The organism is Bacillus sp. F9_6S_D1_P_5 (assembly GCF_054823925.1).
Window position 1 is genome coordinate 120,299 of sequence record NZ_JBTREW010000004.1, and the last position, 15,970, is coordinate 136,268.

General features: G+C 36.3%; 16 protein-coding genes, 2 pseudogenes and 2 other annotated features. Of the genes and pseudogenes, 9 read left to right on the top strand and 9 right to left on the bottom strand.

What is annotated here, in order from left to right; genetic code table 11:
* Positions 1-49: 49 nt before the first annotated feature.
* Positions 50-319: a hypothetical protein gene (locus tag ACUXEY_RS07045; RefSeq protein ID WP_166702968.1), complete on the top strand. Its 270-nt coding sequence runs from the start codon at positions 50-52 to the stop codon at positions 317-319.
* Between the two features lie 26 nt (positions 320-345).
* A pseudogene (locus ACUXEY_RS07050) lies at positions 346-576 on the top strand (hypothetical protein); the annotation flags it as partial.
* A 41-nt stretch (positions 577-617) separates the two neighbouring features.
* Here ACUXEY_RS07050 and ACUXEY_RS07055 read toward each other — a convergent pair.
* The 5 genes from ACUXEY_RS07055 to ACUXEY_RS07075 form a co-directional block, all read right to left on the bottom strand.
* Positions 618-752, bottom strand: a complete 135-nt coding sequence (locus ACUXEY_RS07055) for a YuzL family protein (RefSeq protein ID WP_000039594.1) — start codon at positions 750-752, stop codon at positions 618-620.
* A 91-nt stretch (positions 753-843) separates the two neighbouring features.
* Entirely contained in the window at positions 844-2,235 is a 1,392-nt protein-coding gene (gene asnS / locus ACUXEY_RS07060; protein ID WP_429600530.1) for an asparagine--tRNA ligase, read from the bottom strand.
* 52 nt (positions 2,236-2,287) lie between these two features.
* Positions 2,288-2,539 (bottom strand) — a binding site (T-box leader).
* 133 nt (positions 2,540-2,672) lie between these two features.
* Complete coding sequence (pheT, locus tag ACUXEY_RS07065; protein WP_461300367.1) at positions 2,673-5,093, bottom strand: phenylalanine--tRNA ligase subunit beta; 2,421 nt, start codon at positions 5,091-5,093, stop codon at positions 2,673-2,675.
* Positions 5,094-5,111: 18 nt separating this feature from the next.
* Positions 5,112-6,146, bottom strand: coding sequence for a phenylalanine--tRNA ligase subunit alpha (gene pheS / locus ACUXEY_RS07070; protein WP_000388219.1), 1,035 nt, complete (start codon positions 6,144-6,146; stop codon positions 5,112-5,114).
* 43 nt (positions 6,147-6,189) lie between these two features.
* Positions 6,190-6,418, bottom strand: a binding site (T-box leader).
* Between the two features lie 48 nt (positions 6,419-6,466).
* The gene (locus ACUXEY_RS07075) at positions 6,467-7,264 is read right to left on the bottom strand and encodes a TrmH family RNA methyltransferase (RefSeq protein ID WP_166702973.1); all 798 of its coding nucleotides are present in this window, start codon (positions 7,262-7,264) and stop codon (positions 6,467-6,469) included.
* 82 nt (positions 7,265-7,346) lie between these two features.
* On the opposite strand from ACUXEY_RS07075, the gene sspI reads away from it, so the two are divergent.
* The 4 genes from sspI to ACUXEY_RS07095 all read left to right on the top strand — a co-directional run bounded on the left by sspI (position 7,347) and on the right by ACUXEY_RS07095 (position 10,067).
* On the top strand, positions 7,347-7,556 hold the full coding sequence (gene sspI, locus ACUXEY_RS07080; RefSeq protein WP_000009509.1) for a small acid-soluble spore protein SspI: 210 nt from the start codon (positions 7,347-7,349) through the stop codon (positions 7,554-7,556).
* Between the two features lie 175 nt (positions 7,557-7,731).
* Positions 7,732-8,289: an HD domain-containing protein gene (locus ACUXEY_RS07085; protein ID WP_166702974.1), complete on the top strand. Its 558-nt coding sequence runs from the start codon at positions 7,732-7,734 to the stop codon at positions 8,287-8,289.
* A gap of 139 nt (positions 8,290-8,428) precedes the next feature.
* Positions 8,429-9,142 carry a CPBP family intramembrane glutamic endopeptidase gene (locus tag ACUXEY_RS07090; protein WP_166702975.1) on the top strand — a complete coding sequence of 238 codons (714 nt, stop codon included), beginning with the start codon at positions 8,429-8,431 and terminating at the stop codon, positions 9,140-9,142.
* 250 nt (positions 9,143-9,392) lie between these two features.
* Positions 9,393-10,067, top strand: coding sequence for a lysostaphin resistance A-like protein (locus ACUXEY_RS07095; protein WP_461300368.1), 675 nt, complete (start codon positions 9,393-9,395; stop codon positions 10,065-10,067).
* A 27-nt stretch (positions 10,068-10,094) separates the two neighbouring features.
* Here the strand turns inward: ACUXEY_RS07095 and ACUXEY_RS07100 are convergent, their stop codons facing one another.
* Entirely contained in the window at positions 10,095-11,123 is a 1,029-nt protein-coding gene (locus ACUXEY_RS07100; RefSeq protein WP_461300369.1) for a DUF4179 domain-containing protein, read from the bottom strand.
* Positions 11,124-11,144: 21 nt separating this feature from the next.
* The gene (locus ACUXEY_RS07105) at positions 11,145-11,687 is read right to left on the bottom strand and encodes a sigma-70 family RNA polymerase sigma factor (RefSeq protein ID WP_166702977.1); all 543 of its coding nucleotides are present in this window, start codon (positions 11,685-11,687) and stop codon (positions 11,145-11,147) included.
* 145 nt (positions 11,688-11,832) lie between these two features.
* On the opposite strand from ACUXEY_RS07105, the gene ACUXEY_RS07110 reads away from it, so the two are divergent.
* Together ACUXEY_RS07110 and ACUXEY_RS07115 are read left to right on the top strand one after the other, a co-directional pair.
* Positions 11,833-12,204, top strand: coding sequence for a DNA-binding protein (locus tag ACUXEY_RS07110; protein WP_461300370.1), 372 nt, complete (start codon positions 11,833-11,835; stop codon positions 12,202-12,204).
* A 45-nt stretch (positions 12,205-12,249) separates the two neighbouring features.
* Positions 12,250-12,548: pseudogene (locus tag ACUXEY_RS07115) on the top strand (ammonia permease).
* A gap of 21 nt (positions 12,549-12,569) precedes the next feature.
* On the opposite strand, the gene ACUXEY_RS07120 reads toward ACUXEY_RS07115, so the two are convergent.
* Together ACUXEY_RS07120 and ACUXEY_RS07125 are read right to left on the bottom strand one after the other, a co-directional pair.
* On the bottom strand, positions 12,570-14,369 hold the full coding sequence (locus ACUXEY_RS07120; RefSeq protein ID WP_461300371.1) for a DHA2 family efflux MFS transporter permease subunit: 1,800 nt from the start codon (positions 14,367-14,369) through the stop codon (positions 12,570-12,572).
* Positions 14,370-14,381: 12 nt separating this feature from the next.
* On the bottom strand, positions 14,382-15,035 hold the full coding sequence (locus ACUXEY_RS07125; protein ID WP_078383435.1) for an HlyD family secretion protein: 654 nt from the start codon (positions 15,033-15,035) through the stop codon (positions 14,382-14,384).
* 297 nt (positions 15,036-15,332) lie between these two features.
* On the opposite strand from ACUXEY_RS07125, the gene ACUXEY_RS07130 reads away from it, so the two are divergent.
* The gene (locus tag ACUXEY_RS07130; protein ID WP_000023671.1) at positions 15,333-15,950 is read left to right on the top strand and encodes a TetR/AcrR family transcriptional regulator; all 618 of its coding nucleotides are present in this window, start codon (positions 15,333-15,335) and stop codon (positions 15,948-15,950) included.
* Positions 15,951-15,970: the final 20 nt, after the last annotated feature.

Genomic DNA, 15,970 nt, shown 5'->3' on the forward strand with positions numbered 1-15,970 from the left:
TGTTACAATTAAAATATACAGATTATTCTAACACAGGAGGTGATTCCCATTGCTACTTCTACAAATGATTCTAAATATTTTACTAGGTGATCCACACGAAAGACAGTTTGAAATTAGAGAAAACATTCAGCTACTAAGTGAACAACCAGCATTCAACGATTTAATAGAGCGTTACGGCCGATCTTTCTTATTAAACTTTCGGATTCGAAGATTTATCGGGAAACACGATGCCCGGTTGTTAATACATAATCCAGTAAAACTACAACACTTCTGTGAGGAACTTGAGTTTATGATTAGAAGAAAAAGATTGTTTATATAAGGAGGGAATTCATATGAACGCTGTAAAAGTTATTATATGTTTTCGTACACCTCGTAGGCCCACTCTCTTACCTCACTATTTCTATCATTTGGGGAGCTTTTTTCACTACTAAATCCACATTCGAAAATATATCTGATAGTCTTGGTGTGATGGCCATCTATTATGTGTTCTTGAGCTTACTGTGGTTTTTCTATTTAGATCGATTAGACAAAGATGTAGATACCATTACAAAAGAGATTAATGATAATAAGATATAATACACAAAAAGGGAGAGCCGCCAAGACTCTCCCTTTTTGTGTTAGCTTCGTTTCTGCTTCTTATTTGATGAAGATACCTTATGAGAACCCGTTTCATGTGTCGTCGTTCCTTGTCCTTCTACTTCTGGAGAGCCAAGGCTTGATCTTGAATGATCTTTTTTCACTTTTTTACTCATTTATATTCACCCCTTCGCGTTACTTTTTGCTATGAGGTAATAAACTATGCAAAATAAAAAGCGAGAGGAAAGCCTCTCGCTTTTTTATATTTTAGAATTCAGAAGAACCTGGAGTTCTTGGGAATGGAATTACGTCACGGATGTTAGCCATACCAGTGATATACATTAGGAAGCGCTCGAAACCTAGACCGAATCCAGCGTGTTTTGTACCGCCGTATTTTCTAAGTTCTAAGTACCACCAGTAGTCCTCTTCGTTCATACCTAGTTCTTTAATTCTGTCTACTAAAACGTCCATTCTTTCTTCACGTTGGCTTCCGCCGATTAATTCACCGATGCCAGGAACTAGAAGGTCAGTAGCAGCTACTGTTTTACCGTCTTCATTTAAGCGCATGTAGAATGCTTTAATGTCTTTCGGATAGTCAGTTACGAATACAGGGCGTTTGAAGATTTCTTCTGATAAGTATCTTTCGTGCTCTGTTTGTAAGTCAATGCCCCATTCTACTGGGTATTTGAAGTCAGCACCTGACTCTTGAAGCACTTTAATTGCTTCTGTATATGTGATACGACCGAAGTCAGAGTTGATTACGTTGTTCATGCGCTCTAGAACTGTTTTATCAACGAAGCTGTTGAAGAATTCCATTTCTTCTGGAGCATGCTCTAATACGTATTTCATTGCATATTTCAGCATATCTTCTGTAAGGTTCATTACGTCACCTAATTCAGCGAATGCAATCTCAGGCTCAACCATCCAGAACTCAGCAGCGTGGCGAGTTGTGTTAGAGTTTTCTGCACGGAATGTAGGTCCGAATGTGTATACATCACGAAATGCTAATGCATAAGCTTCAGCGTTCAGCTGTCCACTTACTGTTAAGTTTGTTTCTTTGCCGAAGAAGTCTTTTGCTTCATCAACTTGTCCGTCTTCGCCTTTTGGTACGTTGTTTAAATCTTGCGTTGTTACGCGGAACATTTCGCCTGCACCTTCTGTATCACTACCAGTAATGATTGGTGTGTGAACATGTACGAATCCACGCTCTTGGAAGAATTGGTGAATCGCAAATGCTGCGATAGAACGCACGCGGAACGTTGCAGAGAATGCGTTTGTTCTTGGACGTAAGTGAGCGATTGTACGTAAGTATTCAAACGTGTGACGCTTCTTTTGAAGTGGGTAATCAGAATCTGATAAGCCCTCGATATCAATTTTTTCTGCTTTAATTTCAAATGGTTGCTTCGCTCCAGGTGTTGCAATTACTTTACCTTCTACTTTAACTGAAGAGCTAAGTGGAAGTTTTGCAATTTCTTTGAAGTTTTCTAACTCTGTATCGAAAACGATTTGAACGCTTTTGAAAAAGCTACCGTCGTTTAATTCGATGAAACCAAATGCTTTTGAATCACGTAAGTTACGAATCCACCCTGATACTTGTACTGTTTGACCTGCGTATTTATCTGTATCTCTATACAGACTTTTTACTAATGTGTTTTCCATAGTGAAATTCTCCTTTGCTGATATATTTAAATACAAAAAAACCTTTCATCCATAAAGGGACGAAAGGTTAAACTTCGCGGTACCACCCAATTTGTCATAAAGACCAACTTTAACTCGTATGTAATACATACTTCCCGGTTTGTAACAGGCCGGATTCCCGTCTAAGCCTACTCTTGAATACAAGATTCAATTTCGGTTAGCAACTCCAAGGTGTTCTTCACATATACCGCCTCATCAGGCTCTCACCGTCCCTGATTCGCTTTGGATTATAGTATATACTACTTTTCCTTATCATCGTCTTTCATTTTGTTAAACTAAAATTAATGTACTACATTCGAGAGAAAGATGCAAGATGCCTTAATATTTATCGGCGATTTTTATCATATATCGACAATCGTGCCAAAAAAAATTGCCGGACTTAATCCGGCAATTTTTTATTACTTACGTAACTCCGCACCAAATTTCTCTTCTACCGTTGTTAATACACGGTTATGTGCTTCAGTTACTTCTTCGTCTGTTAACGTACGTTCTGCATCGAAGTAAGTCATAGAGAATGCAAGTGATTTCTTGCCTTCTTCCATTTTTTCACCTTCGTATAAGTCGAATAGTGTTACGTCTTTCAGAAGTTCTCCACCAGCTTCAGCAATAACTTGCTTCATTTCACCAGCTTTTGTTTCTTTCGTTACGACAACAGCCATATCACGTGTCATAGATGGGAAACGTGGAATTGCTGCGTAGTAAGTTTCTTCTACGTCTGCACCGAATACTTTTACAAGAGATAGTTCGAATACGAATGTATTTTTCACATCTAATTGTTTTTCTGCTTCTGGGTGCAATTGACCGATGAAACCAATTACTTCGCCATCTAATACGATGTCAGCCGTACGACCTGGGTGCATACCTTCACGTTTTGCTGGTGCATAAGTGATTTGGTTTGAAACGCCAAGTACGTCAAATAATCCTTCTAGTACACCTTTCACAACGAAGAAGTCTACTACTTTTTTCTCACCTTGCCATGCATGGTGAAGAGCAAGACCTGTCATAACACCTGCAAGATGTTGCTCTTCTTTCGGAAGTTCTCCTGCTTCTGTCGGTAAGAAGATAGAGCCTACTTCGTATAAAGCAACGCTATCGTTTTTACGTGCAACGTTGTATGAAACTGCTTCTAACAATTGTGGCACTAGGCTTAAACGAAGTTGGCTACGCTCTTCACTCATTGGAAGTGCAAGATTTACAGGCGCCTTTTCGTTTGGCTCAACCATATATTGTTTCGCTTTGTCAGCGCTTGTTAATGAATATGTGATCGCTTCATATAAACCAGCACCTTCTAAGAAGCGACGTACTTTACGACGTTTCGTTTGTGCTGCTGTTAATTTACCACGAGTCATCGTTCCAGAAGGTAATGTAACTGGAATGTGGTCATAACCGTATAGGCGACCTACTTCTTCTACTAAGTCTTCTGAAATTGTAATATCAGGGCGACGTGCTGGTACATTCACATGGAATGTTCCTTCTACTTCTGTGAATGGGAATTTTAAGTTTGTGAACATTGTACCCATTTCACTTGCAGAAATATTTGTACCTAATACACGGTTTACTTTTTCAGCAGTAACAGATACTGTACGCTCTTGTACTTGTAAGTTATCAGCTTCTACTACACCTTCAAGTGCTTCTCCGCCAGCGTATTTCGCCATTAAAGCAGCTGCGTGTTGAATTGCTTCAAACGTACGCGTTGGGTCGATTCCTTTTTCGAAACGTGCACTTGATTCACTACGAAGACCTAAGTCTTTTGATGTACGGCGTACTGTTTGACCTGCAAAGTATGCAGACTCAATTAGAACGTTTACTGTCTCATTTGTAACTTCAGAATCCGCTCCGCCCATTACACCGGCAACAGCTAAAGCTTTTGTTCCGTTTGTAATTACAAGGTGGTGCTCTTGTAACGTACGTTCTTGATCATCTAACGTTTCAATTTTTTCGCCTTCTTTTGCAAGACGAACAACGATTTCTTTTGAACCTAATTTATCGTAATCAAATGCATGTAACGGTTGACCGTATTCCATTAAAATGTAGTTAGTAATATCAACTACATTGCTAATTGGACGAATGCCAGCTGCCATAAGGCGAGTTTGCATCCACATTGGTGATGGACCAATCTTTACGTTCTTCACCATTTTTGCAATGTATAATGGATTTTCTTCTTTCGCTTCTACACTTACAGAAATGTAATCAGAAGTTTTTTCTGCTGTTTCTTGTAAGTCGATAGCTGGAAGTTTTACTTCACGGCCGTAAATAGCAGCTACTTCATATGCAACACCTAACATATTTAAGCAATCTGCACGGTTTGGTGTTAAACCAAGCTCAAGTACTTCATCATGTAAGTTTAAAATTTCAAGTGCATCTGCACCAACTTCAGCGTCACTTGGGAAGATGAAGATACCGTCTGCGTATTCTTTAGAAACTAATTTCCCATCAATGCCAAGCTCTTGAAGAGCACAAACCATACCGTGAGAAGCTTCACCACGTAGTTTTGCTTTTTTAATTTTGAAGTTACCAGGAAGTACAGCCCCAACTTTTGCAACTGGTACTTTTAAACCTTTCGCAATGTTAGCAGCTCCACAAATAATTTGAACTGGCTCTTCTTCACCGATATCGATTAAGCATTTGCTTAACTTATCAGCTTCTGGGTGTTTTTCACATTCTAATACGTGACCAACTACAACACCTTTTACACCTTTATTTAATACTTCAACACCTTCTACTTCAATACCACTTTTCGTGATTTTGTCTGCTAGTTCTTGTGCTGTTACATCTTTAATATCTACATACTCTTGTAACCAACGATATGATACGAACATACTTATCCTCTCCTTCCCTTACGCTCGTTTGAATTGTTGTAAGAAACGTACATCATTTGTATAGAAATGACGAATGTCATCTACGCCGTATTTCAACATTGCGATACGCTCTGCGCCCATACCGAATGCGAAACCTTGATATTCTTTTGAATCATAACCAGCCATTTCAAGTACGTTCGGGTGAACCATACCTGCGCCTAAAATTTCGATCCAGCCAGTTCCTTTACAAGTGCCACAACCTTTGCCGTGACACATCATACAAGAAATATCCATCTCTACAGATGGCTCTGTGAATGGGAAGAAACTTGGACGAAGACGGATTTCACGATCTTCACCGAACATCTTTTTCACGAATACTTGCAGTGTACCTTTTAAGTCACTCATGCGAATGTTTTTATCAATTACAAGACCTTCAATTTGCATGAACTGGTGTGAATGCGTCGCATCATCGTCATCGCGGCGATACACTTTACCAGGACAAATAATTTTAATTGGGCCTTTTTCTTTATTGTTTTCCATTGTACGTGCTTGCACAGAAGATGTATGTGTACGTAGTAACGTTTCTTCTGTAATGTAGAATGTATCTTGCATATCACGCGCTGGGTGATCTTTCGGTAAGTTTAATGCTTCGAAGTTGTAGTAGTCTTTTTCTACTTCTGTTCCTTCAGCTACTTCATAACCCATACCGATGAATACATCTTCAATTTGCTCAACAACAGCTGTTAACGGATGGTGACAACCTGTTTCAACAGGGCGACCTGGTAATGTAACATCAATTGTTTCAGTAGCTAATTTCGCTTCAATTACTGCTTTTTCTAAGTTACTGATTTTGTCGTCTAGACGCGTTTGAATCGCTTCACGTACTTCATTTACTAATGCTCCCATACGTGGACGCTCTTCTGCTGATAATTTTCCCATGCCGCGTAATACTTCCGTAATTGGGCCTTTTTTTCCTAAATACGCTACGCGTACGTCGTTTAAGCCTTTTAGCTCTTTCGCTTCTTCAATAAGCTCTAACGCTTTTTGCTTTAGCTCTTTTAAACGTGCTTCCATTTGGAACCCTCCTAATTTTAAAAATAAAAAAACCTCGCTCCCAAAAAGGGACGAGGTAAATTCGCGGTACCACCCTAAATTGACAGAACATGTCTGCCCACTCATTAGTTATAACGATCAATTCTGACCGGAACGCCTTTACATATACATGGTCCTGGCGTCAACTCCAGAGGTGAATTCACTTCCGTCTACCATAAGAATGCTTTCAGTCTAAGGCATTCTCTCCCTATATGGCGATTTTGTAAGTTACTCTTCTCTATCAACGTTTTTCGTTATTTAACTTTTAATATAATATACTTCAACTTATTATAAGAAGTTTTTTATTTGTTCGCAACTGGGCTTTGCAAATAATACGTTAAAATCCCTGCTGCAACCGCAACATTTAATGATTCTGCCCCGCCGTAAATCGGAATATACAAGTTTTGATCCGTTTTTGCAAGAATTTCTTGGCTTACGCCGTTTCCTTCATTTCCTACAATTAATGCAAAACTACCAGCTGGTGTTACTTCACCATACGGAACTCCATTTTCAAGTGCTGTTCCATATACAGGAACGTTATGTTCTTTTAGCTTGTCTACCCATTCTTCTAAGTTACCTTTTACAACTGGTAAATGGAAAATAGAACCTTGTGTAGAGCGAAGTACTTTACTATTATATGCATCAACGCATCCTTCTCCAAGCACAACGGCATGAATACCAGCTGCATCAGCTGTACGAATAATTGTCCCTAAGTTACCTGGGTCTTGCAGGCCGTCTAATAAAAGAAACTTCCCATCAGCAAGAGCTACTTCCTTCTCATGCTTTTCACAAACAGCAAATACACCTTGTGTCGTTTCTGTTTCACGAAGTATTTTTACGATTGCTTCGGGTACGATATACATTTCCACATCATTAACTGTCCAATCTTTCGGAAGGTCTGTCTGATCTGAAACGATAAGTTCCGTTACAATTCCTGCCTTTAAAGCTTCCTCCACTAAGTGGAATCCTTCTACAAAAAATAAACCTTTTTTATCGCGCTCTTTTTTCGTCTGCAGCTTTTTCCACTGCTTCACACGCGGATTTTGTACTGAATCAATGTTTTTCATAATATGTATTTCCCTCTCTTCTTGTCTTATCATTATAGCCTATTTTTCATACATATTTACATAAAAAAGAACAAAAACTAACGTCAGTTTCAATTCTGAAGAAGAGGTGAAAATAATGAGTTTTAATTTACGTGGTGCTGTATTAGCAAATGTATCTGGAAATTCACAAGATCAATTACAAGAAACAATTGTCGATGCAATTCAAAGTGGGGAAGAAAAAATGCTTCCAGGTCTTGGTGTTTTATTCGAAGTCATTTGGAAAAACGCTGATGAAAATGAAAAGCACGAAATGTTAGAAACATTAGAGCAAGGATTAAAAAAATAAGCAACTTGAAAATCACCTTTGCATAGGCCAAGGTGATTTTTTTACGAAAAAAAATTTTCTTCTCCTAAACATTTCTACTTTACTAACGCTACCCGATGGAGTACAATGTTCAAAATACATTTAAACCGATCGATTTTCTTCACAGACACCATTAGATAAAAGGAGTGAATGTTTTATGCATCGTATTACGCTTGAACAAATTTTTAAACACCATATTACACAAAAATACGTAAATCGTTCTGGGATGGTCCACGCGATTGCTGTCGCTTACCATGCGTTTCACTTAGCTAAAAAGCATCACGCCTCAGTCGATGCTGCAACAAAAGCTGGTTTCCTTCATGATATCGGACATCATACGTGGTACACAGGCGGCGAATGGGACTATGACTTATATAAAAAGAATGATATACACGCAATTAAAGGAGCAGAAAGAGCTCATAAATTGCTTATTAGATTAGGAGAACATCCAAAACTAGCAAAAGAAATTTCTATCGCAATTCTTCTTCATACAGATTCTTTCTTAGTACAACAAGAAATTGAAAGAACATCTCTTCAAAACATTATTAAATGGGCAGACGAAGCAGATGAAGAACCGGGCGGAGCGCATCATTATAGAACAATTTCTTATGAAAAAGCATTAAAAGCTATTCAGCAGTTGGATCGTTTGGTAGAGCGTGAATTGCAAATAGAGCAATCAAAATTGAATAACAGGGCAGAACATAGTTATCAATGAGAAAGAGGCATCACTATAGGGTGATACCTCTTTTATTATTTTATGGAAAATACACCTTTATATGTAACATTTAAATGTTACATATAAAAACAAAATACTTTATAATTAAATATACAAATATAAAGAGGTGATTTTATAAATGCAACCCGCTACACAACTTTCTAATGAACAGAAATACTCTATGTCATGGGGACAATTTATTAGCTCCGTTTTATTCGCTTTTTTCGGAACCGGACTTATTACTGTGTTCCTCGCAATGCCCTTAACAATTTATACAGCAGGTCTTACAGATAAAAAACAAATTGCCCTGTATGAATCTATCGTAAATACTACAAGTATCGTATTACAACTAGCCGTGTTGTTATTCTTCATTTTTAAATTCGAACCTGCAAAGAAATTACTACTACAATCATTTAACTTTAAAGCACTTAAAGAATGGCGTACATACGTATACTTACTTCTTTTCTTCGCTATAAACATTTTCCTCAATTACATCTTGTTAAATTATGTGTTCCAAGACGCAACAAAGCAGCAATCTTCCGCACTAAACTTAGATGTCTTTAAGCAATATCAAATATTATTACTTCTCGGTTTCGCTATACTTACACCAATTTTTGAAGAGCTTATTTTCCGTGGCTTTATACTTCGCTTCTTCTCAGAGCGCTTTCCATTTTGGATTGCAGCCATCATAACGAGCTTCTTCTTCGGTATCGCTCATACATACTCACTTGGGGTAATGGTAATTACTTTCTTCATGGGATTATTAATGGCTATTTTATGTAAAAAAACAAAATCCATTATTCCAGCTATGTTATTTCATATTATGAATAATATGTTGGCATTCTTGAGTTAAAAAGAGGTATCATCACGATACCTCTCTTTACTCTTTTATAACAACTTCAAACTCTTCTTCCGTTTGCACAGAACATCAATGTAAAATCATTACTGTCTGTAAATATTAGCTTCAAAATATCATTTTGACTACAATAATGACTTTTTTGCATAAACATTCTATAATCTTTATATACAACTATAAAATAATCAAGGATAGGTGATTCACTATTATACAAGCCACGCAACTAAATTACCAACCAAAACACCCTATGTCACTCTCACAATTTCTATTTTCACTCGTTTTTGCGATTTGGGGAACAGGATTCCTAGCCGACCTCTTTATAGGTCTTCCTACCGTTATTTATACAGAAGGTTTAACCGATCCAAAACAAATTGCTTTAACAAAATCACTTACTACTTTTGGGAGGCATTTATTTGTATTGTGCATTTTATTAATTTTAATTTATGCATATAAGCCATTAAGAAATTTAATTGTCCCAACACTAAACTTTACAGCATTAAAAAAAGTAAGCACCTACATCTATATCATTCTTTTTTATGGACTACATATCGTTAATGATATATTTATAATTAATAATATTTTTCCTGATGCGGTAAAAGAGCAGTCATCCGCTTTAGACCTAGAAATGTTAAAACAATACAAACTATTATTGCTAATAGGTGGCGCTATACTTGTACCTATTTTTGAAGAACTTATAGTCCGCGGTATTATTCTTCACTTCCTACAACAGCGCTTCCCCTTTTGGATTGCAGCGTTTGGGGCTAGCTTCCTCTTCGGAATAGGTCATATATACTCAACTGGTGTGATGTTTAGTATGTTCATCATGGGTCTATTTATGGCCATTTTATGTAAAAAAACAAAATCCATTATTCCAGCTATATTACTTCATATTATGAATAATATGTTAGCCTTTTTAGGATAAAGAGAGGTATCATCACGATACCTCTCTTTACTCTTTTATAACAACTTCAAACTCTTCTTCTGTTAACACTTTTCGATCATTCGTTTTCTTTTCTCCCTCTTCACCAGAGGTTAGAACAGGCGTCAGTACAATTTTCGTTACATTATCCTCTAATTTTTCAAATCGCCAATAACTATTTTTCGATAGTGTATGTCCTGAAACCGGTTTTAGCTCTTTCCCATCTTGATCTTTTCCGATAAATGTTACATCTAACTTTGTTCCGTTCAACATCTTATAGTTCAACTTCGCAGATATAGGAGACACTTTTAAATCTTCCACTTCTATTTTTTGACCATTTTCTAATTTAAAATGTTTATGAATTGGGATTGTTTTCGTTTCAGCTTTTATTTTGTCTCCAGATGCTTTAAAAGAAAAGCCCCATTCTCCTTTTATTGATGTTTTACCTTTTAACGGCATAAGTCTTCTATATACAATTTGTATATCTAGTTCCCCATCCAATTCCATTGGATTCATTTGTGAATCTTTCAAATTTGTAGTAGTAAAAAATGTGTATGTATAATCATTTACTTTTTGTTTACCCCCACCACCACTACCATTTAACTCTTTTCCATTTATATAAACATCTGGGTGCGGTAAAAAAATCCCCCCTAGATTAACATTGTTAGACTTAAACATACTATTAACAAGAATCTGCCCTTCATCTATCATCACTTCATCTAACCGCACTTCTACACCGTTATCATAAACTGTTTGTCCTATTGTCGTTTTATATTCTTTTAAAGGTTCACCTCTACTGTTTACGTAGTCTTCCATTTTGCTTCCGATTAACGGTATATCCGCAATCATCCTTCTCATATCTACAGTCATCATCATAATAAATAATGCCGCAGCCGATGTTACAATAGCTACATTCCGTTTCGTATGGGCTTTATTCTTTTTTATTTTTTTATGAATTCGTTTTTTTATTTTCTGTTTCTCTATGTGAGTTAAATTAACTGCTTCATATTCATTCTCATCCATTTTTATATCATTTAACATTTCATATGGATCTTTCATTTCCTTCACCTCTTTTCTTATTTATTTCATCCGGTTATGTAAAAATAATGACCTTAACTTCTTCCGTCCTCGTGATAGACGATTGTATATAAAAGAAGTTTTCACTCCCATTTTCTCTGCAATATGTTCTACACTATCTTCTTCCACGTAATGCTTCATAAAGATTTCTTTATCGTTCTTCTTTAAATGATCTAATATATGTTCCATATCATTACTAATTTCATTGTTAGTCGTATCGGTATGCATCGCTATTTCACCTATTTGATCCAATCCTTTTTCATTTATTGCTTTCGCATATTTCCTCGCATAGTCGATAGATTTATATTTTGTAATAGCCGCAATCCAATTTTTCAAAGTATTTTTCTCTTCATCATACTTTTCAATATGATTCCAAATTGCCAACAACACATCATCCATACATTCCTCTTGCACATCTTGAAACGAAGCTAAATGCTTCTGAATAATACTTTTTATAAGCCCGCCGTATTGGTCGATAATAAAGTATAATGCTTTTTCATTCTTTTTCCTTAGCTGCATTGCAACGTTCTCTTCTGTAATTTTCATATGCACCCTCCTCTCTAACGTTCTCTATATCTATTAATTCGTATCGTTACTTCTCATTTCTATCAAATTATACATATTTATTAATAATATCCAAAATAAACCTCATGTAGTAAAATATAACTCATTACATAGAAGGAGATTATATATGTTTAGCTTACTTTGGGTTGTTTATATGCCACTTCTTGTTTTATGTGGATTTTTCGGTGGTATTTTTTTAATTGTTACTAGCATGAAACATCGTAAATTATTTGCTGGTTTAATGGGGCTACTTAGCTTCTCCTTTGTCACACTACCTTTGGTTTTTTGGGGCATGGGAGTGGAGAGCAATACAATCCTCCCTATTTCAACTACTTTATATTGGATACTGTTTTCTTTAACTGGATTTTCGGCAGGGTTAAGTGGATTACAAACAAAGATTAAAAGTATACGTAATATGGGATTCATTATTTTTATCGTCGGCATATTAGGGGTTTTCTTCTGGGTACTTATGTCTGTAGGAGATTCATTCTATATATAATATTTTATCGGAGGTGATACAGAAGGGTTTGGAATATTAACTTGGATGATTTTAGCTCTTACTTTAATGTTATGCCAATTCATCATTGGTATTTTTTTAATTATAGCTGTTTTCATTAGCATATCACTTATCTTTGTTCCTATCATTTATATAGGTTATGGAATGGATTTAGAGGGGATCATTCCAATTTAAGGAACTTTATATTGGGGTTTTTCTCTTTAGCTGGACTATTAGCTATTATAAGCGGAAGACAAATATCAAGTATTCGTACTATGGGAACGATTTTGTTTATAACAGGGCTGTGCTCCGTAACTGGTTATCATTTTTTATATTTAACTCTTTAACAAGACAAAAAAGCAGGGAAATTAATTCCCTGCTTTTCTATTTGGTTTATTACCTGATGGTAAGAAGAACGATAACACCCAAGCAATCCCTGCGAGTATCGTTGCAATTAAGAAGGCATCGTTAATACCGTTAATTGCAGATAGCTTTGAAATTTGTCCATATAATAGTTGCGTGCTCATCGCATCTCCTGCTTGCGCTGATCCAGCTAAGGCCGCTAAGCTTTGCCCCATGCCATGTACTTTATCAACTAAAATTGGATTTGAAGTTGTTAACATGTTGCCGTAATCTGCTACGTGAGCAGTTGTTTGTTGCGTCATAAGTGTAATTAAAATCGCTGTTCCGATTGAACCAGCTACTTGCCTTGACGTATTTTGCGTTGCTGTACCGTGAGAAATTAATTTCATCGGTAGCGCGTTCATACCAGCTGTCATAATTGGCATCATAATGAATGACATACCAATTGAACGTATAATATAATCCATCATAATAACGCTATACGGTGTATCCATCGATAACGTTGTGAATTCGTATGTCGCAAATGTTGTAATGGCTAATCCAACAATCGCTAACGGACGAATACCATACTTATCAAATAGTTTACCTGCAATAGGTCCCATGATCCCCATAATTAAAGATCCTGGTAGTAATAATAATCCTGATTCAATCGGTGTGAAACCACGAATGTTTTGCAGATATACCGGAAGCAATAACATACCTCCGAATAACGCCATCGTAACGATTGCATTAATTACTAAAGTAAAAGTAAATACTGGGTATTTAAACACTTGTAAATCAAGCATTTTATTGTCCGTTGTTAACTCTCTCCAAATAAATAACGCTAAACCAATTACACCGATAACAAGTGAAATAATAACTTCTGCGCTAGTCCAACTATTATTTCCAGCTTCACTAAATCCGTACAATAAGCTTCCTAGTCCAATACTTGAACTAACAACACCAAATATATCTAATTTCGTTTTAGACACTGGCTGAGCTAGTGTAAAGAATTTTAAAGATAAGAACGTAATAATTAAACCGATAATAAACATCGCATAGAACATTAAGTTCCAGCTGTAATTTTCAATCACCCAACCTGTTACAGTTGGCCCGATAGCTGGAGCTAAAATCATCGCTACACCTAGTAATCCCATCGCTGCTCCGCGCTTATGAGGCGGGAATAATGTCATGAAGATATTCATACCAACTGGCATTAAAATACCTGCACCAACCGCTTGAATAACGCGGCCCGTCATCATCATCGTAAAGTTTCCTGAAGTAGCACAAATGATAGATCCTACCGTGAAGAATAACATTGCCGCTACGAATAATTTGCGATACGTAAATCGTGAAACTAAAAAGGCACTAATCGGTACTAAAATACCATTTACAAGCATGAAACCTGTAATTAACCATTGTGCTGTTGAAGTTGATACGTTAAATTCATTCATTAACGGAGGCAATGCAACGTTAATGATTGTTTGGTTTAAAATAGAAACGAACATGCCGAGAATTAATACAGCTACAACTGCTTTTACGTTCACATTCTCTACAGGCATAGACATTTGCTTTTTCGGCACTTCTTTTTCTTTTTTTACTTCTTCTTGCTTGCCTGTTTCTAACTCAACTACATTAGAAATTTTCGATTCTTGCTCTCGTTCAATTTCTTTCTCTTCTGTTTCTACCTTACTTACTTCTATTTTATTTACGGCTGGGACTTGTTCTTCTCCCACGTTCGTTTTTTTCTTTCGTAAAAGACGATTTACAAGGAAGAAGACGATTATACAAAATAGTGCATATCCTGCAATTGCAATTGAGGACATCTCATCTCCCCCTTACTTATGAATACGAACTGACACATTCATTCCAGGAACAATATTTACTGATTTACTATGATCTAAAGAAATTTTAACTGGTACTACTTGTGTTACTTTCGTATAGTTCGCTGTTGAGTTGCTTGATGGTAACATAGAGAATGTGTTCGCTGTTGTTAATCCAACTTGCTCTACTTTTCCTGATAACGTTGTATCTGGGTATGCATCTACATACACATCTACGTCTTGACCTTTTTGTACATCGTCAACATCTGTTTCTTCAATGTTTGCTGTTACCCATAAATTGTTCATATCAAATGCATAAGCAATTGGGCTACCTGCTCCAACGAAAGCATTTGTCGTCGCGTTTGATTGTACAACTGTTGCATTTTGTGGAATTGTTACATCTACTGTTTGTTCTCCATTTGCTGCCGCTACAGTAACAGCACCTAATTTATCGTTCTCATTGTAGTTCTTACCTACTTCAGCTTTCCAGTCAGTTAATTTACCTGCTACTGGTGATGCAATCGGAATTACCTTTCCATCAATTTTTGCATTGTCTGTTTTTAAGTAATTTTCCGCTTGATTGTAATAGTAGTAACCGCCAATACCGCCGCCAACTAGTACAATTAATGTGATAATGTTAATAATCACCATTCTTCGAAACTGATTCATTGCATTCCTCTCCTTATATCGCATATAATTTTTTTCTAAACTATTCACGTCCTTATTGTTTATACTGTTTAATTGTTAATTATATTAACCTTTAAACAAAAAAATCACACCATTTACAGCGTAAACGAAAATATGTCTACCTGCGAGCGGTGCTGATTTCTGAAGGACTATCGTTTATAATTATAAATAATTATTTTGAAACTACAACCGACAATTTCCGTATGAAATGTCGCTTAAACAACAATATAATACCATCGTGTTGTTTAAGTATAAAAAATTAAACGAGGAGAAGTAACAATGTCTATTAAAAATACAAACGATCCACGTGTAAAGCGGACGAGACAACTCATACAGGATGCTTTTGTCGCTTTAGTAGGCGAAAAGGGCTTTGAAAATGTAACTGTTCAACATATCGCAGAACGAGCTCCTGTAAATCGTGCTACGTTTTATAGCCATTACCATGATAAATATGACTTATTAGACAAAAGCATTGAAGAAATGTTAGAGAAGCTAACAGAAGTTATTAAACCAAAAAATAGAAATAAAGAAGAGTTTCAACTTACATTTGATTCACCAAATCCAACCTTTCTAGCCTTATTCGAACATATTGCAGAAAATGCGAACTTCTATAACGTTATGCTTGGTGATAAAGCTGCTGGAAACTACTCTTATAAAATGATGAAAACAATACAAACTCATTTAACATTAAGCTTATCTATTTCACAGCCAGATGATAAAGATCTTATGGTTCCTCGTGATATTTTAATTAGTTATGTGACAGGGGCTCATATTGGGATGATCATGTCATGGCTAAAAAGAGGAATGATATATACCCCGCATTTTATGGCTATGCAACTAACTCGTTTAATTATTTTAGGAGCTCATACTGCTGCAGGATTAGAGAGACCTTTTTAAAACATAAAAAAGCGAAGGAG